Consider the following 22993-nt stretch of genomic DNA (forward strand, 5'->3'; position numbering starts at 1 on the left):
CCGACGTGCGGCAGATTCATGCCCTCGACCCCGGGGACGCGGACGAGCCCGCCGGTGGCGATCACGATCGCGCCGGCGTCGCTCTCCTCGGTCAGGCGGCCGCCCGCCTCGTCCCCGGCCGCGCGGGAGGACCGGCGGCTCCGCCGGTTCCTCCGCGCACCAGCCGAGGATCCGGCGGCGGACCGGGAACGCGGTCATCTTCGCGGCACCGCGGAACCACCCGCCGATCCACGGCTCCCGGTCGCCTGGTGCCGGTACTACGACGGCGGGCGCGTGGTTCACCGCGCTCGGGCACGGCGCGAAGGCCCACCCCGGCGGCGGCTCGGGCTTCGCCGGGGCGCCGCGGTTCCAGCACCTCCTCGTGGGCGGCATCGAGTCGGCCATTGGCGCCGGGCCCTTCCGCCGCTGACGCCCTCCGGCGGCCGGGCCCCGGCCGCCGGAGGCTAGAGCCCCAGGTAGATGCGCCGGACGCGGACGTCGTCGCGGAGTTCGGCGGAGGTGCCGGTCATGGCGACCTCGCCGTTCTCCATGACGAGGCAGTCGCTGGTGGCCTCGAAGGTGAGCTTGGCGTTCTGCTCCACCAGCAGCAGGCTCAGCCCGTCGGCGCGCAGGCGCTGCAGGACGCCGAGAATGTCCTCCACCAGCTTGGGTGACAGGCCCATCGACGGCTCGTCCAGGAGCATCAGCCGCGGCCGGGCCATCAGGGCGCGCCCGACCGCCAGCATCTGCTGCTGGCCGCCGGACAGCGCGCCGGCCAGCCGGCCGCGCATCTCGGCCAGCACCGGGAACAGCGCGTACACCTCGGCGAGGCCGTCGCGTGTCTGTTCCCCGCGCCAGGAGCGGGCGTACGCCCCGAGCAGGAGGTTCTTCTCGACCGTCAGCCCGGGGAAGACGTGCCGGCCCTCGGGGACGTACCCGATGCCGTGGCGGACCACGTCGCGCGCCTTCACCCTGGTCAGGTCGGTCCCGCCGAAGCTGATCCGGCCGCCGCTGCGCGGCACCAGGCCCATCAGCGCCTTGAGCGTGGAGGTCTTGCCCGCGCCGTTGGCGCCGATGATGCCCACCGCCTGCCCCGGGGCCACGGTGAACCCGATCGACCGCACCGCGCAGACCCCGCCGTAGTGCACCGACAGGTCCTCCACGGTGAGCGTGTCGCCCGTCGCGGACACCGGCTCCTCACCGGTCACGGCCGCCGGCTCGTTCACTGCGTCACCTCCGGCAGGGGCAGGTCGGCCATCGCCGAGTCGCCGAGATAGGCCTCGATCACCGCGGCGTCGCCGGCCACCTCGGCCGGCGTGCCCTCGGCGATCACCGTGCCGCCCGCCAGGACGGTCACGCGCTCGCACAGCGACATGACCAGGCCCATGTTGTGCTCGATGAGGACCACGGTCACGCCGCTGTCGCGGATCGAGCGCACGATCTCGGCGAGCTGGCGCACCTCCTCCCCGTTGAGCCCGGCGGCGGGCTCGTCCAGCAGCAGGAGCCGCGGCGACCCCGCCATCGCGCGGGCGATCTCGATGCGGCGCTGGATCCCGTACGGCAGTGAGCCCGGCGGCGCGCCGGCGAACTCGGTCAGCCCGAAGCGGGCGAGCAGGGCGTCCGCCTGGTGGTTCAGCCGGTGTTCCTGCCGCCAGATCGCCACCGGCCACAGCACGTACCGCCAGATCGCGTGGGCGCGGGTCCGGTCCAGCGCGACGAGCACGTTGTCCTTGACCGTCAGGTCGGCGAAGAGCCGGAGGTTCTGGAAGGTGCGCGCGAGGCCGAGCAGGGACAGGCGGTACGGGCGGACGCCGGAGACGGTGCGCCCGGCGAGGGCGATTCGGCCGCCCGACGCCCGGTAGAACCCGCTGACCACGTTGAACAGCGTGGTCTTGCCCGAGCCGTTGGGGCCGACGATGCCCCGGATCTCCCCGGGGTTCACGGTCAGCGACACGTCCTTCAGCGCCCGCAGCCCGCGGAAGTGCTTGCTCACCTCGCGGACCTCCAGCATCGGCGGCCCGTCCTCCTCACCCGCCCGCTCGGCGGCCTCGTACGGCTGGAACGGCCGCAGCGCCGCCCGCTCGGACGAACCGCGCCGCCGCTCCAGCACGCCGCGCACCCGCGCCGGGATGCCCGCCAGGCCGGTGGGCGCGAAGACCACCATGAGCACGACGACGACGCCGAAGCCGAGCTGGGCGTACGTCGGGTAGTCCACGAGCTGCTCGCGGACCAGCGACAGGCCGGCGGCGCCGATGACGCAGCCGACCAGGCTCTGCCGCCCGCCGATGACGACCATGGCCAGCAGCAGGAACATGTTGGCGATGTTGAACGTGTCGGGTGCGACGAAACGGATGAGGCCCGCGTACAGCACGCCGGCCACGCCGCCGTACAGGCTGGAGAGCAGGAAGGCGGTCATCCGCAGCAGCGGGATCTCCGCGCCGATGGCCCCGGCCGCGAGCGGGTCGTCGCGCATGGCCCGCATCCGGCGGCCGAGCGAGGTGCGGACCACGAACAGGCCGAAGGCCAGCGCGGCCGCGAACACCACGACCTCGAGGTAGTAGTAGAGGTACTCGCTCGACAGGTCGACGCCGAACATCGGGGGCACGGGGATCGCGGAGATGCCGTCGGCCCCGCCGGCGAGCCCGGCGTTCGTGGTCCAGTTGATGAAGCCGAGCGCCAGGCCGAGCGTCACGATGCCCAGATAGTGCGACTGCATGCGGAGCGCCGGGATCGCGACCAGCAGGCCGATCAGCGCGGCGGCGACCACGGCCAGCGCCGCCGCCGGCCAGAAGCCCAGGCCGTTGTGCGTCGTGAGGATCGCGGTCGTGTAGGCGCCCACGCCGAAGAAGGCGATCTGCGCCAGGTTGATCTGGCCGGCGATGCCCATGGCCAGGCCCATGCCGATGGCCAGCAGCGCGAAGACCAGCGCGATGTCGACGACGTGGATCGCGTAACCGCCCAGCCCGTACGGCAGCGCCCAGGCCGCGACGAGGAGCGCCACGAGCGTCGCGGGCCGTACGAGGCGGCGGTCCTTCAGGCTCATGCGCGGCTCACCGTCGTCTCGCCGAACAGGCCGGTCGGGCGGATCATGATGATCACGGTGAAGACGAGGAAGACGACCAGCTCGGAGTAGCCCTGGAAGTGACCGGCGGCGTAGGAGTCCAGCACCCCGATGGCCAGGCCGCCGACGACCGCGCCGGGGATGTTGCCGCAGCCGCCGAGCATGGCGGCGGCGAACCCCTTGATGCCGAGCGTGCCGCCCATCGTCGGGTTGACGTACAGCATCGGGCCGACCAGGCCGCCGGCGAGCGCCGCCAGCCCGGCGCCGATGGCGAACGCGATGGCGTTGCTGCGCCCCACATGGATGCCCACCGCGGTGGCCGCCTCGTGGTCCATCGCGACCGCCTGCATCGCGGCGCCGCGCTTGGTGCGCTGCAGGAACGCCACGAGCAGCACGACCGCGACGGCGGCGATGGCCACCACGACCAGGTCGTAGGTGCGGATCCGCAGACCGAGGAACTCCAGCGGAGCGGCTTTGACCGGTGACGGGACGGCCCGCCCGGTCGCGCCCCAGATGAGGATGGCGACCGCCTGCAGGACCATGCCGAAGCCGATCGTGCCGATCAGCATGAGGGTGACGTCCTTGTTCTCCAGCGGACGCAGCACCCGTTCGATGACGAGGCCGATCAGGCCGGTGACCGCGATGGCCGACACCATCGCGACCGCGAAGGGCAGCTTGGTGGAGGTGTAGAACGTCGAGGCGGTGTACGCGCCGATCATCAAGACGTCGGCGTGCGCGAAGTTGACCAGGCCCATGGTGCGGTAGACCAGGGAGAACCCCATCGCGACCAGGGCGTAGACCGCGCCGAGGCTCAGCCCGCCGATCAGTGTCTGAAGGAAGACCTGCATGGTTCTCTTTCTGCCGCGGGCCGGATGCGGTACCGGCCGGAGAAAAGGGCGGCGCCGCCGGACCCAGAGGTCCGGCGGCCGTGGTTCGTCCTGGGCACGGGCTCAGCTCTCGGCCTTGATCAGCTCGCCCTTCTTGATGATCCCGATGGAGGTGGCGGAGATGCCCACCCCGGTGGCGTCGAAGGCGAAGTTCCCCATCAGGCCCTCGTACTTCACCGCGCGGATCGCGTCGGCCAGCTTCTTGCCGGTCGCGACGCCGGAGTTCTTCATCGCGGTCAGCATGATCTGCGTGCCGTCGTAGGCCTTGGCGCCGTGCAGCTCCGCGTCCTCGCCGTACGCGGCCTTGTACGCGGCGGCGAACTTCTTGGTCGCGTCGCTGGTGTCGTTGCTGAGGTAGGGCGAGCTGACGATGGTGCCCTCGACGTTGGCCGTCCCCGCCGTGTCGCGGAACACCGGCGTGCCCTGCGGCGCCGCGCCGGCGAACGGCGCGCTGATGCCCAGGTCGCGGGCCTGCTTCACGATCAGGCCGGACTCGACCTCCTCCGAGCCGATGAAGACCGCCTGCGGCTGCTTCTGGCGGATCTTCGTCAGCTGCGCGCTGAAGTCCTTCTGGTCGGTCGTGACCACCTCGTCGGCGACCGGCGTGATCCCCCGGCCGGACAGCGCCTTGAGGAAGGCGTCGTGCTCGCCCTTGCCGTACGCGCCGTTGTTGCTGATCAGCGCGATCTTCTTCATCTTCTTGCCGTCGATGAGGTACTCGGCGAGCGTCTCGTCATAGGTCGTGCTGGTCGGCCCGTTGAGGAACAGGAACGGGCTCTTCAGCGCCACCATGCCCGGCGACTGGCCCGAGGCGATGTTGGGGATCTCCGCCTGGCGCAGCGTGGGGGCCATGGCGATCGTGACGGCGCTCTCCGCCGTGCCGATCATCGCGATGTACTTCTGGCTGTCGATCTTGCGGGCGAGGTTGGTCCCCACGGTCGGGTCGCCCTGGTCGTCGAAGACGGTGAGCTGGACCTTGCGGCCGTTGATGCCGCCGGCCTTGTTCCACTCGTCGACGGCGAGCTTGGCGCCCTTGTACTCCCACTTGCCCAGCGAGCTGAGCTGCCCGCTCTGCGCGTCGACGAGGGCGATCTTGATGGGGCCGGACCCGCTGGAGCCGGAGTCCTTGGACTCGCCGGGGGCCGAGCAGGCACCGGCGAGGATCACGGTGAGGACGCCGGCGGCGAGCGCGCCGGCACGGAGCCTGGGAAGGTCGGGCATTGGAGGTCACCTCTGTGGGGGGATCGGGCGGGGATCGGCTGCGGCGCGAGATCAGCGGTGGGTCACGCCTCGGGGAAGACACCCTGGTAGATGTCCTTGATGTTCCAGTGCCCTGGTGCCGGCACCGGTTCGTTGACCATCGGCACGTCGAGCACGGCGGGCCGCCGGCGGGCGATGGCCGAGCGCAGCGCCGGCAGCAGGTCACCGGGCCCGGCGACCGGGTAGCCGTCGGCTCCGCACGATTCGGCGAACGCGGCGAAGTCGGGGCTGTACGCCCGGCCGTCCGGATCGCGGAACTCACAGCCGTACGTGCCGCCGAAGTTGGCCGCCTGCAGGTCGGCGATGGTGCCGTGGGCGCGGTTGTTCATCACCACGAAGATCACCGGCAGGCCCCGCTCGACCGCCATGGGCACGGCGGGGAGCTGGGCGCTCATGCCGCCGTCGCCGACCAGGGCCACCACGACGCGGCCGGGCCAGGCGATCTGGACGCCGACGGCGGCGGCCGGCCCGAAGCCCATCGTCGAGGCGCCGCCGGGGGTGATGAACCGTCCCTCGGGCGGCAGCTCGTAGCACTGGGCGACGCCGTTCTTGTTCCAGCCGACGTCGGTGACCAGCACGGCCTCGGCCGGCAGCGCGTCGCGCAGGTCGTTCAGGATGCGCTCGGGGCGGAGCGGGAAGTCCCCGGCGCGGCCGCGTTCGCGGCTGCCGGCGAACAATGCGGTGCGGGCGGCGCGGATCCGGTCGCGCAGCTCGGGCCGGGCGACCGGGTCCGCCTCCCGTACGGCGCGGGCGATCGCCTGGACCGCGAGCGTCACGTCGGCGACCGCGCCGATCTCCACCGGGTAGTTGCGGCCGATCTCGGCGGGGTCGATGTCGATCTGGATGAGCCGCGACCCCGGCGCCTCCAGGTTCCAGGTGTGGCCCGGGTCCCAGGAGCTGGCATCGGTCTCGGCGAAGCGCGTGGCCAGCGCCAGGACGACGTCGGCCTCGCGCGCGTAGTCGTTGGTGGTCTCCAGCCCCCAGAACCCGGGCATGCCCAGCAGCAGCGGATGCCGGTCGGGGACCGCGCCCTTGCCCATCAGCGAGTGCACGATCGGGATGTCCAGGTGCTCGGCGATCTCCAGCAGCGCGTCGCGGCCGGCGCCCTCCCGCAGGCCCCCGCCGAGGTAGATCAGCGGCCGGTCCGCCCCGGCCAGCAGCGTCGCGATCCTCGCGGCGGACGACGCCGGCAGGTCCGGCGCGGGGGTCTCGGCCGGCAGCGGATGGGCCGTCCGCGCCACCGGGCGCGAGAACAGGTCCATCGGGACGTTGAGCAGGACCGCGCCCGGCCGGCCCGAGGTCGCGGTCCAGAACGCCCGCTCGGCGAACCGGCCCAGGTCCTCCGCGCGGTGGACGTGCCAGGCGCGCTTGACGAAGGGCCGGTAGATCGCGGCCTGGTCGGCGTCGGCGTGGAGGTTGACCTCCTGGTGCGGATGCCGGCCGTGGTAGTAGGACGGCACGTCGCCCGAGATCGCGACGAGCGGCACCGAGTCCATGGCGGCGGTGGCCACCCCGGTCACCGCGTTCATCATCCCGGGGCCCACGTGGGCCAGCAGCACGCCGGGCCGTCCCGAGGCGCGGGCGTAGCCGTCCGCCGCGTGCGCGGCGGCCTGCTCGTGGCGTGCGATGACGAAGCCGATCGAGCTGCCGCTCAGGGCGTCCAGCAGCGCGATGTTGGTGTGCCCGCAGGTGCCGAAGACGTACTCCACGCCGTAGGCCTCGAGCTGCTCCACGAGCGCGTGCGCCGCCGACACGGAGTGTTCGATCGAGGTGTCCACGCTCATGAGGCCATCTCCTCGGTGCGGGGCAGGCTGATCCAGGACTTGCCGGGGACGCGGGAGGCCTGGGCGAACGCGGCCGGGGCCTGGCTGAGTTCGAACCGCTCGCGCAGCACCCGGCCGGGCCGCAGGTCGTGGCTCCGCAGCATCGCGATCGTCTGGGCGAAGCCCACGGGGTGGTCGTAGATGAGGCAGCCCCGCAGGGTGAGCCGCCGCTGGACGAGGGTGAACGTGGGCAGGCGCGCGGGCCGGGTGCTCAGCCCGACCGCGACGAGGCAGCCGCCGTGGGCGACGCGCTCGACCGCGTCCTCGAACGCCTCGGGGACGCCGGAGGTCTCGATGACGGCGGGGAACGCCGTCCGCGCGCCGGCGCTCCGCGCGCCGACCTGTTCGGCGAGGGCCCGGCGGCCCTCGTGGGGCTCGATGACGTACGGCACGCCGCCGGCCTGGCGTACCGCCAGGCACACGAGCAGGCCCTGGGCCCCGGCCCCGACGACCAGGCACGGGTCGCCCTCGTGCAGGCCGCTCGCGTGGACCGCGCCCACCGCGACCGTGAGCGGCTCGACGCAGACGACGTCGGCCTCGTCCCAGGAGTCGGGTACGGGCCAGGTGAACCGGGCCGGCACCGCGACGCGCTCGGCCAGCAGCCCGTGCTCGGAGATGCCGGCGGCGCGGCGCGCCGTACAGCCGGCGGTGGCGCCGGACCGGCAGGGGCCGCAGGTCAGGCAGGCGTAGTTCGGTTCGACGACCACGCGCTGGCCCGGACGCCGGTCGGTGACGTCGCGGCCGGCGGCGAGGATCACGCCGAACGCCTCGTGGCCGAGCACCCAGGGCAGCGTGGGCACCGGGCGGCGCCCGGAGGCGACGGCCAGGTCGGACCCGCACAGGCCGACGCCGTGGACGGCGACGATCACCTCGCCGGGCCCGCAGGAGGGCTCCGGCCAGTCGTCCACGACGGCCACGGTGTCCGGCGAGACCAGGGTGACCGCCCTCACGCGCGGTCGCCCCACAGCGAGGTGCCGCGCAGCAGCAGCGTCTTGACCACCGTGTAGTCCTCGATCATCCAGCGCGGCGACTCGCGCCCGAAGCCGGAGTCCTTGACCCCGCCGAACGGCACGTGGTCCAGCCGGAAGTTGGAGGAGCCGTTGACCACCAGGCCGCCGACCTCCAGGTCGCGCCAGGCGGTGATGACGCGGTCGAGGTCGCGGGTGAACAATCCGGCCTGCAGCCCGAACCGGCCGGCGTTGAGACGGCCGATCACCTCGGGCATTTCGTCGTAGGCCAGCACCGCGACCAGGGCGCCGAAGACCTCGCGGGTGACGACCGCGGCGTCCGGCGGCGGCTCCGCGACGATGGTCGGCGCGGCCGTGGCGCCGTCTCTGGTGCCGCCGAGCACGACCCGCGCGCCGGCCTCCGCGGCCTCCGCGCTCCACCGTACGACCCGCTCCGCCGCGTGCTCGTCGACCATCGAGCCGACGTCCGTCCCGGGGTCGGACGGGTCGCCGACGGTCAGCGCGGCCGCGGCGGAGGTGAAGTGCTCCAGGAACTCGGCGAACCGGGAGCGGTGCACGTACACCCGCTGCACCGAGATGCAGCTCTGCCCGGAGTTGGTGTAGCCGGTCCGCGCGCAAACTCGGGCCGCCTCGGCGACGTCCGCGTCCTCGCAGACGATGGTGGCGGCGTTGCCGCCCAGCTCCAGCACCAGCCGCTTGGCCCCCGCGGACCGGGCGACGGCGTCGCCGGTCTCGGCGGCTCCGGTGAAGCTGATCACGCCGACCTCCTCGGCGGCGCACAGCGCGGCGCCGACCTCGCCCCCGCCGTGGAGCAGTTGGACGGCCTCATACGGCATCCCGGCCTCGACCAGCAGCGCGACGATCGCGGCGGAGGCGGCGGGCGCCTGCGGCGGTGCCTTGACGATCGTGGTGTTGCCCGCGGCGAAGGAGGCGCCCAGCTTGTGCGCCAGGAGGTTCGCCGGCGCGTTGAACGGGGTGATGGCCAGGGTCACGCCCACCGGCGCGCGGTAGGTGAAGGCGGTGTTGCCGACGCCCCGCGCCCAGCCCGCGACCGGCAGCGTCTCCCCGCCGATCCGGCGTGCCTCGGCCGCGCACACCGCGAAGGTGTCGGCGACCCGGTCGATCTCTCCGCGGCCGTCCTTGACCGGCTTGCCGAGTTCGAGCGCGAGGAGCCGGGCGAGGGCGTCGCGGTTGCCCGCGGCCGCCGCCGAGGCGCGCTCCAGGATCTCGGCCCGCGCGGCCGGGGACAGCCGGGCCACGTCCGGGGCGGCGTCCCTGGCGTAGGCGCGTACGGCGGCGATCTCCGATGGGCCGGCGACGGGAGCCCGGCTGACCGGGCGGCGCACGAACGGCCCGACCCGTTCGCTTCGCTCGCCCTCGGTGATCCACCGGCCGCCCACGAGCGCGGCGGCCCGTGTGACCGCGACGCCGGGCTCGAGGATCGTCTCCAGCATCACATTCCTCCCGGACCGTTCAGCGGTCCAGATGTGCTGCTGTACGGACTTCGGGTCAACGTACGGTCCCTCCGTGCGCGCTGGCAATAGCCGTCAACCGGAAGTTGTGCGCCACGCCGGACGGCGGTACTCCGCCACGAGCTCACATCGGCTCCTAATGTTCGAACCAGTGAGTTAGTTATAGGTGACGTGCCTCACAGAGGGGAAGCCCCTCACCGGACTTTTCTGGATCCCTCAGTCGGACCACTGAATGGACCGTCTCGACCGCTGTATGGACGCCGTGTAACGTACGGACCGGCAAAGAACTCGGGGAGTGACCACCAGTGAGTCCAGCGAACTCCAGATCCGGCTCCGCGCCCGACGCGTCGGGCGTGCGCAGCGTCCAGCGAGCACTGGACATCCTGGCGCTGCTGAGCGAAGAGCGGCCCGCGGTGTCGATCCGCGAGATCGTCGAGGCGACCGGCCTGGCCAAGACCACGGCCATCCGGCTCGTCCAGACGCTGGAGCAGAACGGCCTGCTGTGGGCGGCGCCGGGCGGCTATCTCGCCGGGCCGGGGCTGTGGCGCTGGGCGCACCTGGCGCGCAGCAGCTGGGAGCTCCCGCCCGAGACGCAGAGGCTCATGCGCGACCTCGGCGCGCGCCGGCGCGAGACCGTCAACCTCTACATGCTCCGCGACATCCACCGCGTGTGCGTGGCGCAGCAGGAGAGCCCGCAGCCGCTCCGCCACGTGGTGCACGTCGGCGACGAGCTTCCGCTCTGGGCCGGCGCCGCGTCCAAGGTCCTGCTCCGCGACGCGCCGGAGAGCCTGCTGACGCGGGTCGCCCGCAGCTCGCCGTACGGCGAGGGCCACGTGAAACGGCTGACCGAGTGGATCGGGGAGGCGGCCCACCAGGGCTGGGCGGTCAGCCACGGCGAGCGCGAGGACGGCCTGTCCGCCGTCGCGGTCCCGGTGACCGGGCGTTCCGGCGCGGTCGTCGCCGCGCTGTCGCTGAGCGGTCCCACCGTGCGGTTCTCCGACGACCACGTCGAGCAGTTCTCCGCGGACCTGCGGCAGGCCGCCCGGCAGATGTCCGAACGGGGCTTCGACCACCCTCTCAGCCCGGCGATCTGACACGCGGCGCGGACCCGTCGAAGGAGTCAACGAATGCAGGAACGACCGCTCAGCGGAGTCCGGGTCCTCGACCTGACCAACGTGCTCGCCGGGCCGTACTGCGGCTACCAGCTCATGCTGCTCGGCGCGGAGGTCGTCAAGATCGAGGTGCCCGGCCAGGGCGACCTGGCCCGGCGGCTCGGGCCGGACCCGGCGCTCAACGGCGCCGGGCTGGGCACGTCCTTCCTCGCCCAGAACGCCGGTAAGAAGTCCGTCGAGCTCGACCTCAAGGACCCCGCGGGCCGGGACACGTTCACCGACCTGCTCCGGGGCGCCGACGTGCTCCTGGAGAACTTCCGCGCCGGCACGCTCGCCCGTCTCGGTTTCGGCTGGCCGCGCCTGCACGAGATCAACCCGCGTCTCGTCTACTGCGCCATCTCCGGTTTCGGGCAGACCGGCCCGATGAGCCAGGCTCCGGCGTACGACCAGATCATCCAGGGGCTGTCCGGGATGATGAGCGTCACCGGGACGCCGGAGACGGCCCCCCTGCGCGTCGGGTTCCCCGTCTGCGACACGGTCGGCGGCCTGGCCGCGGCCCTGCACGTCGCCGCCGCGCTGGCCGGCCGGTCGGTGACCGGTGAGGGGACCTTCCTCGACGTCTCCATGCTGGAGGCCGCGATCTCGGCCATGGGGTGGACGGTCTCGAACTACCTGGTCAGCGGGGTCGCACCGGAGCCGACGGGCGACCAGAACGCGACGGCGGCCCCGTCAGGCACGTTCGATGCCGCCGACGGGCCGCTGAACATCGCGGCCAACCAGCAGCGGCAGTTCGAGACGCTCTGCGCGCTCGTCGGCCGGCCCGAGCTGGCAGCCGACCCGCGGTTCGCCGAGCGGGAGGCGCGCAAGCGCCACCGCGCGGAGCTCAACGACGAGCTCAACGCAGCGCTGCGCCTCCGGACCGCCGGGGAGTGGGAACGCATCCTCGTGCCGGCGGGGGTGCCGGCCGCCCGGATCGTCACGGTGCCGCAGGCGCTCGAACTCGACCAGCTCGGCCACCGCGGGTTCGTCACCGACCTGCCCTTCCCCGGCAGCCCCGCCCGTACGCTGCGCGTCGCGGGCAGCGGGGTGCTGCACGACGGCGAGCCGCTGCGCCCCGCCGCGCCGCCGCCGCTCCTCGGCCAGGACAACGGCGAGCGGGAGGCTCTCGTGGCCCGGTGGACCGCCTCCGCCGACGTCGTGAGCCCGCGAGCGGAGACCGCGTGAACGCGATCGACCCGACCGGAGCCGTCGCCGGCTGGTGGGCGACCTCCGTGTCCCGGATGGAACCCGGCGTCGTCGAGCTGCGCGGCCGTCCCGTACAGGACCTCATCGGGAACATCGGCCTCACCGCGATGATCTGGCTGATGCTGCGCGGGGAGATGCCCGCCCCCGCACAGACCGCCCTGCTGGAGGCGGCGCTGGTCGCCGGGGTCGACCACGGGCCGCAGGCGCCCTCGATCGCCGTCGCGCGGATGGCGGCGACCTGCGGGGTCGGCCTGAACAACGCCATGGCCAGCGCGGTCAACACGCTCGGCGACTCGCACGGCGGGGCCGGCGAGCAGTGCGTCGAGCTGCTCGCCGAGGTGCTGGAGGCGGAGGCCTCGGGCGTCGACGCCGAGACCGCGGCCGAGCGGGTCATCGCGTCGCGCCCGCGCTACCTGCCCGGCTACGGCCACCGGTTCCATCCCGTCGACCCACGGCGCGACCCGCTGCTGTCCCTGGTGGACGCGGCCGTGGCCGGCGGCGTCGTCGCCGGTGACCACCTGCGCGCCGGCCGCGCGGTCGAGACCGTGCTGAACCGCTCGCGCAGCAGGCCCGTGCCGATGAACATCGACGGTGCGACCGCCATCGTCTACGCCGAGCTCGGCTTCGCGGCCCCGCTGGCGCGCGGCCTGTTCGTCCTCAGCCGGAGCGTCGGCATCCTCGCGCACGCGTGGGAGGAGACGCAGCAGGGCACGCGCAACAAGGGCCCGATCCCCCGCTCGATCCTGCCCGCCCACATCCCCTGAGCGGCTCAGCCCACGCCGGGCCGCGCGTGCTGGGCGGCCAGGCGGATCGGCGCGTTGACCGCCCCGTACCCCTCGTATCCGCCGAAGCGCTGGACGATCTCGAAGAAGACGCGCCCGGTCGTCCGCGTGTAGAGGTGCAGGAACTCCCCGCGGTCGTCCCGGTCGTACAGCAGCCCGAGCTCCCGTAGCGTGCGGTGGCGCTCGGCTCCCAGGTCGTGGCGGGCCTCGAGGTCGTCGTAGTAGTTGTCCGGGATCGGCAGCAGGAGGTCCGGGGCGGCGCGCAGCCGGCGGGCGGTCGCGACGATGTCCCGGGTGCCCAGCGCGACGTGCTGCCAGGGCACATCGACGGCGCCGGGCCGCGAGCCGACGTAGGCGACGTTGAGCGCCACGCGTACGGCGCCGTCCGGGCTGGAGACCGCCCGGCTGCGGAGCAGGCCGTAAGGGTCGGCGAGTTCCAGGCTCTCGTGCGGCCGCAGCCCCAGCACGCTGCGGTAGAACAGCGACGCCTCGTCGAAGTAGTGCCACGGCTGGGTGAGGGCGACATGGTCGATGCGGGTGATCCCGGACGACCCGGCCACGTCGCCGGGGACCGTGGTGAAGTCGTCGCGCCAGCTCGGATGGTCCGGCTTGGCCGTACGGCAGAAGAACAGCTCCGTGCCGTCGGGCGCGGCGACCGCGTCCAGCGGCGCCTCGTGCGGGGCGCGCGAGCGCGGCAGGACCGGGGCGAGCAGCGTCTCTGCGCGCTTGACCGAGCCCGCCGGGTCCGGGGTCTCCAGTCCGATGGCGGACAGGGCCGGGCCGGCCGCGCTGCCCGGCCCGCCGGTGTTCAGCAGGATCCGGGCCTGGCCCTGCTCCCACAGCTCGACCGGCTTGCCGGGGTGTCCGCCCTTACGGGTGAAGCCGAGCGCGGTGAGCAGGCCGCTCAGCCGGCCGGTGTCGGGGGTGGCCAGCTCGGCGAAGGCGAACCCGGACGGGATCACCGGGCGGGGCGTGAGGGTCGCGTTCCGCGGCCCCGGCGGGAGGGACTCCTCCAGCGCGATCAGGGACCGCATGGCGTCCTTGGCGGTACGGGCGGCGTCGGCCTGGCGGAAGACGTCGTTGAAGACCTCCAGCGACAGCGGCCCGCGGTAACCGGCCGCCAGGACGTGGCCGACCAGTCCCGCCACGTCGAAGTCGCCCTGCCCCGGGAAGCAGCGGTGGTGCCGGCTCCACTGCAGGACGTCCATGGACATCGGCGGCGCGTCGGCGAGCTGGAGGAAGAAGATCTTCTCGGCCGGGATGTCCTCGATGCCGCGCGGGTCGGAGCCGCGGGACAGGATGTGGAAGCTGTCCAGGCAGGTGCCGAGCGCGGGATGGCCGGCCAGCTCCACGATCCTCCAGGCGTGGCGGTAGTCGTCGACGTGGCGGCCCCAGGCGAGGGCCTCGTAGGCGATCCGGATGCCGCGGTCGGCCGCCCGCCCGGCGAGGATGCCGAGTTGCGCGGCGGCGAGCGCGTCGTCGCCGATGGCGTCCGGGGAGACGTTCGAGCAGACGAGCAGCTGCGTGGCGCCGAGGCGTTCCATCACGTCGAACTTGGCCTCGGCGCGGCGCAGGTTGCGTTCGAGGACGCCGTCCGGGACCCCTTCGAAGTCGCGGAACGGCTGGTAGAGGTCGATGCTCAGGCCGAGATCGGCCGCCCGGCGGCGCACCTCCTCCGGGCTCAGCGGACTGGCGAGCAGGTCGTTCTCGAAGATCTCCACGCCGTCGAACCCGGCCTCGGCGACCGCGGTCAGCTTGCCGGCCAGGGGCCCGCTGAGCGAGACCGTGGCGATGGACTTCCGCATGTTCCCCCCGTTCGCTCGGCGAGGTCGAATGCCCCGGTGGAGGCGGCGAGGACCATGATGGCGCTTATGTACGGACCGGTACGTTACTTCAGCGTCGAAGCGAGGGGAAGACCTGACGCGATCCCCGGCGGTCAGTTCTCGCGCGCGAGAACTGACCGTTCGGCGACGAGGTGGGCGAGTTCGGTCCGCGACGCGATGTGCAGCTTGGCGAAGATCTTGGACAGGTGGAACTTGATCGTGTGCGGCGAGATGAACATCCGCGTCGCGACCTGGCGGTTCGTCAGGCCCTGGGCGACCAGGAGGGCGACCTTCTGTTCCGTCGCGGTCAGGGCGGCCCATCCGGTGGCCGGTCGCTGGGTCGTGGACCAGTGGCGGCGTCGTACGCCGAGTGCGCGCAGCCTCGCCCGTACCCGGGCCGCGTCGCGCCGCGCGCCGATCCGCCGGTAGCCGTCCAGGGCCCGGTCGAGGATCTCGACGGCGGCCTGGCGATCGTCATCGGTCTCCGCGACCAGGACGCCCAGGTCCTCGGCGGCGGACGCGGCCGCCCACGGGTCGGCGAACCCGGCCTCCGCCTCGGCCAGGGAGGCGGCGTCCCGGCCGAGAAGGCCGCGGGCGTGGGCGGCCGCGGCGGCCAGGACCGGGAACTCCCGGTTGTTCACCGCGAGGAGCTCCGCCGTCTCGACGACCCTCTCGGCGCGCGTACGGCGGCCGTCGGCCAGCGCGATGCGGGTCATCCACGCGGCCAGGATCGGCTCCGTCGCGAGGACCCAGCACCGTACACCCGGGTCGCCGTAGCCGTAGCCGAGCGTCTCCCCCGCCTGTTCGAGGTCCCCTTCGGCCTCGCCGACCAGCGCCACCGACCAGGCGCCCCACATCACGTCGAAGTCCTTGCGTTCGGCCTGGTGACGCCGTGCGTACCGGGCCGCGAGCTCCATGTCGCCGTGTCTCAGCGCGACGACGATGAGCGCGGTGAGGCCCCAGAGCATGTAGTAGTTGCACCCGCCGAACTCATCGGCGATGGCGAGCCCCGCCTCGGCCTCGGCGGCGGCGTCGTCCAGCGCTCCGGCGGCCAACCGCACGCGGGCCCGGGTCAGCGACGGGCGGGCCGCGTGCGTCGTGTGCCCGAAGGCCTCGACCTCGTCCTCGACGGCCTGGATCAGCGTCTCGGCCTCCTCCAGCTCCCGCACGGCGGTGAGGCAGCCGGCCAGGAGCAGGCGCGGCGGGGTACGGTGCGGTGCCCCGACCGGGCCGTGGCCCGCGATCCTGACCGCCCGGCGGATGTGGGCGAGCCCGTCGGCGATCCGCCCCTCCGACCACGCCACGCACATCAGCAGCATGAGCGCGCCGACCACCGAGGCGTCGCAGTGCTCGCCCGGGGCGGCCACGATCTCCTCCGCGCGCCGCCGGCCCGCGCCGAAGTCATACATCGCGATCAGGCCCTCGAACCAGGCCAGTTCGACGACGCCGCGGGCCTCTCCGGTGAGGTCCGGCCCGGCAAGGACGCACGTGGCCTCCTTCACCGCCTCGGTCGGCCGGCCGCTCAGCAGGAGCATCGCGGCGAGCGCGCCGTGCAGCCGGCCCGCCTCGCCGGGCGGGGCGTGGCCGAGCGCGGAGCGGGCGAGCTCGGCGGCCTCGCCCAGCCGCCCGGCGGACGTCAGGGCCTCGACCGCCGCCGCCATGCGCGCGTGGCGGCCGGGCGCCGTCGGCGCGGTGAGTTCCAGGGCACGTACGGCCAGGTCGGCGGCGGTCTGCGGGGCGGACCTCAGGACCTCGTCCGCCGCCCGGTCGAGCGCGATCAGCGTCGCCGGGCTGTCGGACCGGGCCGAGTGCATGAGGTGGGTGGCGGCCGGGACGGCCGAACCGCCCCGGTTCAGCAGCATCTCGCCGGCCTGCCGGTGCAGCGCCAGCCGTACGGGGGTGTCCAGGGTCTCGGCCACGGCCCGCCGCAGGAGCTCGTGCCGGAAGACCAGTGTGTCCCCGGCGGAGACGATGATGCCGGCCGCGCTCGCCTCCTTGAGCTGCGGCAGCAGGCGGCTGGGCAGCTCGCCGAGCATCTCGGCGAGGTCGTCCACGGGGAACGCGCGCCCCAGCACCGCCGCCACCTGGAGCAGCCGCTGGGCCGGGGAGGACAGGTGCTCCAGCCGCCGGCGCGCGATCGCGCGCACCTGGGGCAGCCGGGCGATGTCGAGCCGCGCCCAGCCGTCGACGATCTTGACCAGGCCCTCGGAGTCGATCTCCTGCAGCAGTTCGACGAGCCGGAAGGGGTTCCCTCGCGCGGCGGAGGCCACGGCGAGCACGCCGGGCGCCGCGCCCGCGCCCAGCACATCGGCGGCGATCTCCGCCACCGCGCCTTCGTCCAGCTCCTCCAGCGTGATCCGGGTGGCACCGTCGCGCTCCAGCGTGTCGAACAGCCGGTCCCGGGCCGAATCGCGCCCGGTACGGGCCAGCATCCACACCAGCGGGTACGAGACGAGATCGGGGATCAGCGACCGGAGCGCCAGGCAGGTCGTGGGATCGGCCCACTGGAGATCGTCCAGTGTCACCAGCAGGGGTCCCGCGCCGAGCCGGTCCTCCAGCCGTACGCGCACCGCGTCGATCAGCAGCGACCGTAGATCGACGATCTCCGGGCGCCCGCTACGGTCCGCGAGCAGGGTGCCGGCGGACTCCCCCAGCGCCGACGTCAGCGGGGCGAGCGGCGTGAGCTGGCCGAGCTCGTCCGCCTCGCCCTGGATCACCCCGAGCCCGGCGTGTTCCGCGAGGTCGGCGGCCCGGCGCAGCAGGCGGGTCTTGCCCATGCCCTCCGCGCCCTCGATCAGCAGCACGCCGCCCCGGCCGCCCTCGGCCGCGCCGAGCAGGCAGACGACGGTGCTCCATTCGCCGGGGCGGCCGCGCCAGCCGGGCCATGAGGGCACGCCGGCGGTCGTGACGTCCGGGTAGGGCCGCATTCCTCCATGAGACACCCCGGTCTCACCGCCTGGCAACGCACCCCATGAGCTGCGCGAACGGCTCGCGGGGGCCTGCCGAGACCCCGACCGGCCCCCTGGTTCGGACCGGGGCCTCGGCGGCCCGCCGTCACCGGCAGGACGAAGCGATGACGGCGATGGTGACGCGGATGATCGCGCCGGTCTCCCGGTTCCCCCCATCGGGTCCCGGCACGACCGGCCACCTCACCACAGGCTTCGAACGGCGACAGTCACCATGGTCCCCGCGATCGGCCGCCCGCATATCACCCATCCGGGCAGGCCCGTACGGCCGGTGAGCGGGGGGGATGGCTCACCGGCCGTACGGCTCAGGTGTGGTTCGGCTGAAGCTGAGGTTCGGCGCCCGGGGCCGCCGGCTCGTCGGCCGGTTCGACGGACAGGTGCGGGAGGACGCGGTCCAGCCACGTGGGCAGCCACCAGTTGGCCGGGCCGAACAGGTGCATCACCGCGGGCACCAGGACGGTCCGGAGGACGAACGCGTCCAGGGCGACGGCGGCCGACAGGCCGATGCCGAACTCAGCGATCACCCGCTGGCCGCCGAAGACGAACGCCACGAACACGGCGATCATGATGGTGGCGGCGGCCGTGATGACCCGGCCCGTCTGCGCCTGGCCGACGTTGACCGCCCGCGCGTTGTCCCCGCTGTGCACCCATTCCTCGTGCATCCGGCTGACCAGGAACACCTGGTAGTCCATCGACAGCCCGAACAGGATGGAGAGCATGATCACGGGCAGGAAGGCCTCGACCGGCCCGGCGGCGCCCACTCCGAGGGGGTCCGAGCCCCAGCCCCACTCGAAGAACGCCACGATCACGCCGAAGGACGCGCCCGCGGCCAGGATGTTCATCACCGCCGCGACGGCCGGGACCAGCAGGCTGCGGAACGCGATCAGCAGCAGGATGAAGCCCAGCCCGATGATCACGCCGAGGAACAGCGGCAGCTTGCCGGTCAGCACGACGGCGAAGTCGTCGAAGATCGCGGTCTGCCCGCCGACGTACACCCTCATCGTCGTCCCGCGTTCCGCCGGGGGCACGACGTCGCGGCGCAGCCGGTCGATCAGGTCGGAGGTCTGCTCCGACTGCGGCGACGTGGTCGGGATCACCTGGATGATGCCGAGCCTGGAGCCGGCCGGCATCGGCATCGCCGCGGCGCCCGCCACCCCCCTGACCCGCCGTACCTGATCGGCCAGGCGGCCGAACGCCTGCTGGTCCGCCGCGGCCGGCGTCTCGGCGACGAGCTGGAGCGGGCCGTTGAAGCCGGGGCCGAACCCGGTGGCGAGCATGTCGTACGCCTGCCGGGTGGTGGTCGAGGACGGGTTGTTGCCCGCGTCGGAGGAACCGAGGCGGAGCGAGGCCACCGGCAGCGTCAGCACTCCGATGAGCACGACCGCGACGGCGGACAGCAGGCCGGGCCGGCGCTCGACCACGCCCGCCCAGCGCTGCCACACAGTGCCGTCGTTCGCCGTGCCGGAGGCCAGCCGGCGGCGTTCGCGGCGGCTCAGCGTCCGCATCCCGAGGATGCCGAGCATGGCCGGCAGCAGTGTGATCGCGGCGAGGACGGTGGCGATGACCGTGGTGGCGGACGCGATGGCCATGCCGTTCAGGAAGGTCATGCCGAGCACGAACATGCCGAGCAGGGCGATCACGACGGTGCCGCCGGCGAACAGCACGGCCCGCCCGGACGTGTCGACCGCCTTGACCACCGACTCCTCGACGGTCAGCCCCGCCCGCAGGCCGCTGCGGTGCCGCGTGACGATGAACAGGGCGTAGTCGATGCCGACGCCCAGGCCGATCAGGGCGCCCAGGATCGGGCCGATCTGGCCGATGTCCAGCACGTGCGTGAGCAGGCCCACCGAGATGAGCCCACCGCCGACGCCGGCGATCGCGGTCACGATCGGCAGCAGCATCGCGAACAGCGAGCCGAACGCGAGGAACAGCACGATGGCGGCGGCCAGCACGCCGATCGCCTCACTGCTGGAGGGCGGGACGCGTTCGGCGCCGCTGATCGGGTTGCCGCCGAGCTCGACCCGCAGCCCGGGCGTACGCGCCTGCTCGGCGGTGTCGACCACCCGCTGCACGTCGGCCTTCGGCAGCTTGTTCGCCAGCTCGCCGAAGGAGATCTGGGCGTAGGCGGTACGGCCGTCCTCGCTGATCTGCCGGGCGCCCGCCGGGTCGTACGGGCTGGTCACCCCGGTGACCGACGGCGACTTGGCGATCTTGTCCAGGACGGGTGCCATCCGCTGCCGCACGGCGGGGTCCCGTACGGTGCCCCGGCTCGTCCGCCACACCACCGTGGCGCTGTCACCGCCCTGGGCCGGCAGGGACTTCTGCAGGAGGTGCAGGGCCGTGGTGGACTCGGTGCCGGGCAGGGAGAAGTTGTCGCTGTAGGCCGAGCCGACGGCCTTCGAGACGACGCCCAGTCCGCCGACGGCGACCAGCCACAGCAGTACGACGATGAGCCGGTGCCGATAGCACCAGCGGGCGAGCGCGGACAAGATGAAACCCCCACAGGTCGGTTAGGACAGAAATGATGGCGGCCCCCGGGGGCGCGGCCGTCCGCCTCGCGTAGGGTCTTGCGGCTACCGCGCCCGCAGTAGTCGCGGGCCGGTCTACTGCGCGGAGTGCCCGGCGGGGCGCACGAGCCCGGTCTCGTACGCCATGATCACGAGCTGCGCCCGGTCGTGCGCGCCCACCTTCGTCATGGCCCGGTTGACGTGCGTCTTGGCGGTGAAGGGGCTGATCCGCAGCCGCTCGGCGATCTCGTCGTTCGTCCGCCCGGCGGCCACCATGATCATCACGTCGCGCTCGCGGTCGGTCAGCGCGGCCAGCCGTTCGTCGGCGTGGTCGGTCATCTCGAGGGTGCCGCTGAGGAAACGGGCGATGAGCCCGCGCGTCGCGACCGGGGACAGCAGCGCCTCGCCGCGCGCGATCACCCGGATGGCCTCCTGGAGCTCCTCGGCCTCGACGCCCTTGCCCAGGAACCCGCTGGCGCCGGCCCGGAGCGCGGCGAAGACGTACTCATCGATCTCGAACGTCGTCAGCACCAGCACGCGTACGGCGGCCAGGGTCTCGTCGGCGGTGATCTGCCGGGTGGCGGCCAGCCCGTCCATGTCCGGCATCCGGACGTCCATCAGCACGACGTCCGGTTTCGTCTCCCGGGTCAGCGCCACGATCTCCTGGCCGTTCGCGGCCTCCCCGACCACCTCGAGGTCGGGGGCGGAGTTCACGAGGACGCGGAAGCCCGCGCGTACGAGGGACTGGTCGTCGGCCAGCGCCACCCGGACCGTCACGCGGGGTCCAGCGTGAGCGGGGACGCGACGGCCGGCGAGGGCAGCGCGGCGGTGACGCGGAACCCGCCACCGGGCTCGGCGTCCGCACTGAAGCTGCCGCCGAGCGACAGCGCGCGCTCGCGCATCCCGAGCAGGCCGTGCCCGGTCCCGTCCGCTCGCGGCGGGGCGTTCGTCCCGGTGTCGGTCACCCTGACGCGGAGCTCGCTGGGCAGGTACGTGAGGCGTACGACGGCGCCGGCGCCGGGCGCGTGCTTGCGCACGTTGGTCAGGGCCTCCTGGACGATGCGGTATCCGGCGAGGTCGACGGTGGCGGGCAGCTCACGCGGCTCGCCCTCGACCTGCTGCTCGATCGTCAGGCCGGTGGCGGTGAGGGCGGCGATGAGCTGCGGGAGCCGGTCGAGTCCCGGCATCGGTTCGGGCGCCCAGCCGGCGTCCGGCGGCCGGGTGTCCGGCTGGCGTAGGAGGCCGACGGTGGTCCGCAGCTCGTCCAGCGCCGACCGGCCCGCCCGCCGGATGTGGGCCAGCGCCTCCCGCGCCTGGACCGGCTCGGTCTCCATGACGTGCGCCGCGACGCCCGCCTGCACGTTGATCAGCGCGATGTGGTGGGCGAGCACGTCGTGCAGCTCCCGCGCGATGCGCAGGCGTTCTTCCATGACGCGACGGGCGGCCTCCTCCTCGCGGGTGCGCTCGGCGCGGTGCGCGCGCTCCCTGATCGCCGCGACGTTGCTGCGCTTGCCGCGCACCACCTCGCCCGCCACCGCCGCCAGCGCCGTCTCGGCGATGACGGTCAGGATCACGTTGTCGAGCAGGGAGCGGCCGCCGAACGCCACCCCGGCGGCGGCCAGGATCGCCGCCGTGGCGCAGGTGACCGCCACACCGGCCCGCCGGGAGCACCCGAGCACGACGGTGTAGACGGCGGCCATGCTGACGAACAGCAGCGGGCTCTTGCCGCCGCCGATCGCGAGGTAGAGGGCCGTCCCGGCCGTCGTGAACGCCAGGACCGCGCGCGGCCACCGCCGCCGGAGGACGAGCGCGCCCGCGGTCAGCGCCCCGACCGCGATCGCCGGTTCGTCCAGGGGCCCGACGCCGTATCCGCCCGACACCTTCGGGGCCGCGAGCGCCATGGCGAACAGGCCGACGGCGAGGACACCGTCGGCGGCGAGCGTATGGCGCCGGACGGCCCGCCTCACCTCGCTCAGCCGGCTCACCTCATCACCGTAGGCGCCGCCGGGCGCCGCGCCGTTCTCCCCAGGGAGGAGAGTGCGGCTACTGCGCTCGCAGTAGCCGCCTCTCGCGTCAGTTGGCGTGCAGGACGCTGTTGAGCTCGATCCCGACGCCGACGCGCGGGACCGCCTCCACCGCGCCGGTCAGCGAGTTGCGGCGCAGCAGCAGCCCCGGCTGCCCGGACAGCTCCGCGGCCTTGACCACGTCCGAGCCGGGGAGCACGACCTTGGTGCCCGCGGTGACGTACAGCCCGGCCTCGACCACGCAGTCGTCGCCGAGGCAGATGCCGACGCCGGAGTTCGCGCCGAGCAGGCAGCGCTCGCCGATCGAGATGACCCGCGTGCCGCCGCCGGACAGCGTGCCCATGATCGACGCGCCGCCGCCGACGTCGGAGTTGGCGCCCACCACCACGCCGGCGGAGATCCGGCCCTCGACCATGGAGGGGCCGAGCGTGCCGGCGTTGTAGTTGACGAAGCCCTCGTGCATGACCGTGGTGCCCGGTGCCAGGTGCGCGCCGAGCCGGACCCGTGAGGCGTCGGCGACGCGCACTCCGGACGGCAGGACGTAGTCGGTCATCCGGGGGAACTTGTCCACGCCGTCCACGGTGACCGGGCCGCGGGCGCGCAGCCGCATGCGTACCTGCTCGAAGCCCTCCACCGCGCACGGCCCGGCACTGGTCCACACGACGTTGGCCAGCAGTCCGAAGATGCCGTCCAGGTTGACGCCGTGCGGGCGGACCAGCCGGTGCGACAGCAGGTGCAGGCGCAGGTAGACGTCGTGGGCGTCGGCCGGCGGGTCGCCGAGACGGGCGATGTCCACCCGGACCGGGGCGGTCTCCACGCCGCGGAGCTCGTCCCTGCCGTACGTCATGTGCTCGCCGAGCACCGCGGCGGCCTCGTCCGCGGGCAGGCGCCGCGACCCGCTCTCGGTGGTCGTGTCCAGTCTGGGGGCGGGAAACCAGGTGTCGAGCACCGTCCCGTCGTCGGCGACGGTGGCGATGCCCTCCCCGACCGCCCCGGAGGCGGCGAATCCAGTCTCAGTCACACCGTAAACAGTAGCGACGCCGGGCGACGCCCGACGTCACCGTCCCACCATGTGGGTCACTCC

The 22993-nt window shown here is 73.4% G+C and carries 16 protein-coding genes; 3 read left to right on the plus strand and 13 right to left on the minus strand.

Annotated features, from left to right (window positions below):
* Positions 1-443 precede the first annotated feature (443 nt).
* The 7 genes from QWU11_RS33410 to QWU11_RS33440 form a co-directional block, all read right to left on the minus strand.
* Positions 444-1205 (minus strand): ABC transporter ATP-binding protein, encoded by a 762-nt coding sequence (locus QWU11_RS33410; RefSeq protein ID WP_290118484.1) that lies wholly within the window; start codon positions 1203-1205, stop codon positions 444-446.
* Positions 1202-3022, minus strand: coding sequence for a branched-chain amino acid ABC transporter ATP-binding protein/permease (locus tag QWU11_RS33415; RefSeq protein ID WP_290118485.1), 1821 nt, complete (start codon positions 3020-3022; stop codon positions 1202-1204). The genes QWU11_RS33410 and QWU11_RS33415 overlap by 4 nt, the downstream gene beginning before the upstream one ends.
* Complete coding sequence (locus tag QWU11_RS33420) at positions 3019-3888, minus strand: branched-chain amino acid ABC transporter permease (protein WP_290118486.1); 870 nt, start codon at positions 3886-3888, stop codon at positions 3019-3021. Before QWU11_RS33420 ends, QWU11_RS33415 begins: the two co-directional genes overlap by 4 nt.
* 102 nt (positions 3889-3990) lie before the next feature.
* Positions 3991-5148 carry an ABC transporter substrate-binding protein gene (locus QWU11_RS33425; RefSeq protein WP_290118487.1) on the minus strand — a complete coding sequence of 386 codons (1158 nt, stop codon included), beginning with the start codon at positions 5146-5148 and terminating at the stop codon, positions 3991-3993.
* 62 nt (positions 5149-5210) lie between these two features.
* Positions 5211-6971, minus strand: coding sequence for a thiamine pyrophosphate-binding protein (locus tag QWU11_RS33430; protein WP_290118488.1), 1761 nt, complete (start codon positions 6969-6971; stop codon positions 5211-5213).
* A complete protein-coding gene (locus QWU11_RS33435) occupies positions 6968-7960 on the minus strand; it encodes an alcohol dehydrogenase catalytic domain-containing protein (RefSeq protein ID WP_290118489.1) in 993 nt (330 codons plus the stop codon). The genes QWU11_RS33430 and QWU11_RS33435 overlap by 4 nt, the downstream gene beginning before the upstream one ends.
* A complete protein-coding gene (locus tag QWU11_RS33440; protein WP_290118490.1) occupies positions 7957-9432 on the minus strand; it encodes an aldehyde dehydrogenase family protein in 1476 nt (491 codons plus the stop codon). Before QWU11_RS33440 ends, QWU11_RS33435 begins: the two co-directional genes overlap by 4 nt.
* A gap of 323 nt (positions 9433-9755) precedes the next feature.
* Here QWU11_RS33440 and QWU11_RS33445 point away from each other — a divergent pair, with 323 nt between their 5' ends.
* The 3 genes from QWU11_RS33445 to QWU11_RS33455 are packed head-to-tail and all read left to right on the plus strand — an operon-like array spanning position 9756 to position 12571.
* On the plus strand, positions 9756-10544 hold the full coding sequence (locus QWU11_RS33445; RefSeq protein ID WP_290118491.1) for an IclR family transcriptional regulator: 789 nt from the start codon (positions 9756-9758) through the stop codon (positions 10542-10544).
* Positions 10545-10577: 33 nt separating this feature from the next.
* Positions 10578-11786: a CoA transferase gene (locus QWU11_RS33450; RefSeq protein ID WP_290118492.1), complete on the plus strand. Its 1209-nt coding sequence runs from the start codon at positions 10578-10580 to the stop codon at positions 11784-11786.
* Positions 11783-12571 (plus strand): citryl-CoA lyase, encoded by a 789-nt coding sequence (locus QWU11_RS33455; RefSeq protein ID WP_290118493.1) that lies wholly within the window; start codon positions 11783-11785, stop codon positions 12569-12571. The genes QWU11_RS33450 and QWU11_RS33455 overlap by 4 nt, the downstream gene beginning before the upstream one ends.
* Before the next feature lie 5 nt (positions 12572-12576).
* Here QWU11_RS33455 and QWU11_RS33460 read toward each other — a convergent pair whose 3' ends face one another.
* The 6 genes from QWU11_RS33460 to dapD all read right to left on the minus strand — a co-directional run bounded on the left by QWU11_RS33460 (position 12577) and on the right by dapD (position 22930).
* Positions 12577-14394, minus strand: a complete 1818-nt coding sequence (locus QWU11_RS33460) for a sugar phosphate isomerase/epimerase and 4-hydroxyphenylpyruvate domain-containing protein (protein ID WP_290118494.1) — start codon at positions 14392-14394, stop codon at positions 12577-12579.
* Between the two features lie 131 nt (positions 14395-14525).
* Positions 14526-17339, minus strand: a complete 2814-nt coding sequence (locus QWU11_RS33465) for a LuxR family transcriptional regulator (RefSeq protein WP_290118495.1) — start codon at positions 17337-17339, stop codon at positions 14526-14528.
* Positions 17340-17683: 344 nt separating this feature from the next.
* The gene (locus QWU11_RS33470) at positions 17684-19867 is read right to left on the minus strand and encodes an MMPL family transporter (RefSeq protein WP_290118496.1); all 2184 of its coding nucleotides are present in this window, start codon (positions 19865-19867) and stop codon (positions 17684-17686) included.
* A gap of 114 nt (positions 19868-19981) precedes the next feature.
* Positions 19982-20662 carry a response regulator transcription factor gene (locus QWU11_RS33475; protein ID WP_290118497.1) on the minus strand — a complete coding sequence of 227 codons (681 nt, stop codon included), beginning with the start codon at positions 20660-20662 and terminating at the stop codon, positions 19982-19984.
* The gene (locus QWU11_RS33480; RefSeq protein WP_290118498.1) at positions 20659-21870 is read right to left on the minus strand and encodes a sensor histidine kinase; all 1212 of its coding nucleotides are present in this window, start codon (positions 21868-21870) and stop codon (positions 20659-20661) included. Before QWU11_RS33480 ends, QWU11_RS33475 begins: the two co-directional genes overlap by 4 nt.
* Before the next feature lie 88 nt (positions 21871-21958).
* Positions 21959-22930 (minus strand): 2,3,4,5-tetrahydropyridine-2,6-dicarboxylate N-succinyltransferase, encoded by a 972-nt coding sequence (gene dapD / locus QWU11_RS33485; protein WP_290118499.1) that lies wholly within the window; start codon positions 22928-22930, stop codon positions 21959-21961.
* Positions 22931-22993 lie beyond the last annotated feature (63 nt).

The sequence above is a fragment of the Actinomadura sp. DC4 genome, assembly GCF_030406325.1.
In the GTDB taxonomy this organism is placed as follows: Bacteria; Actinomycetota; Actinomycetes; order Streptosporangiales; family Streptosporangiaceae; genus Actinoallomurus.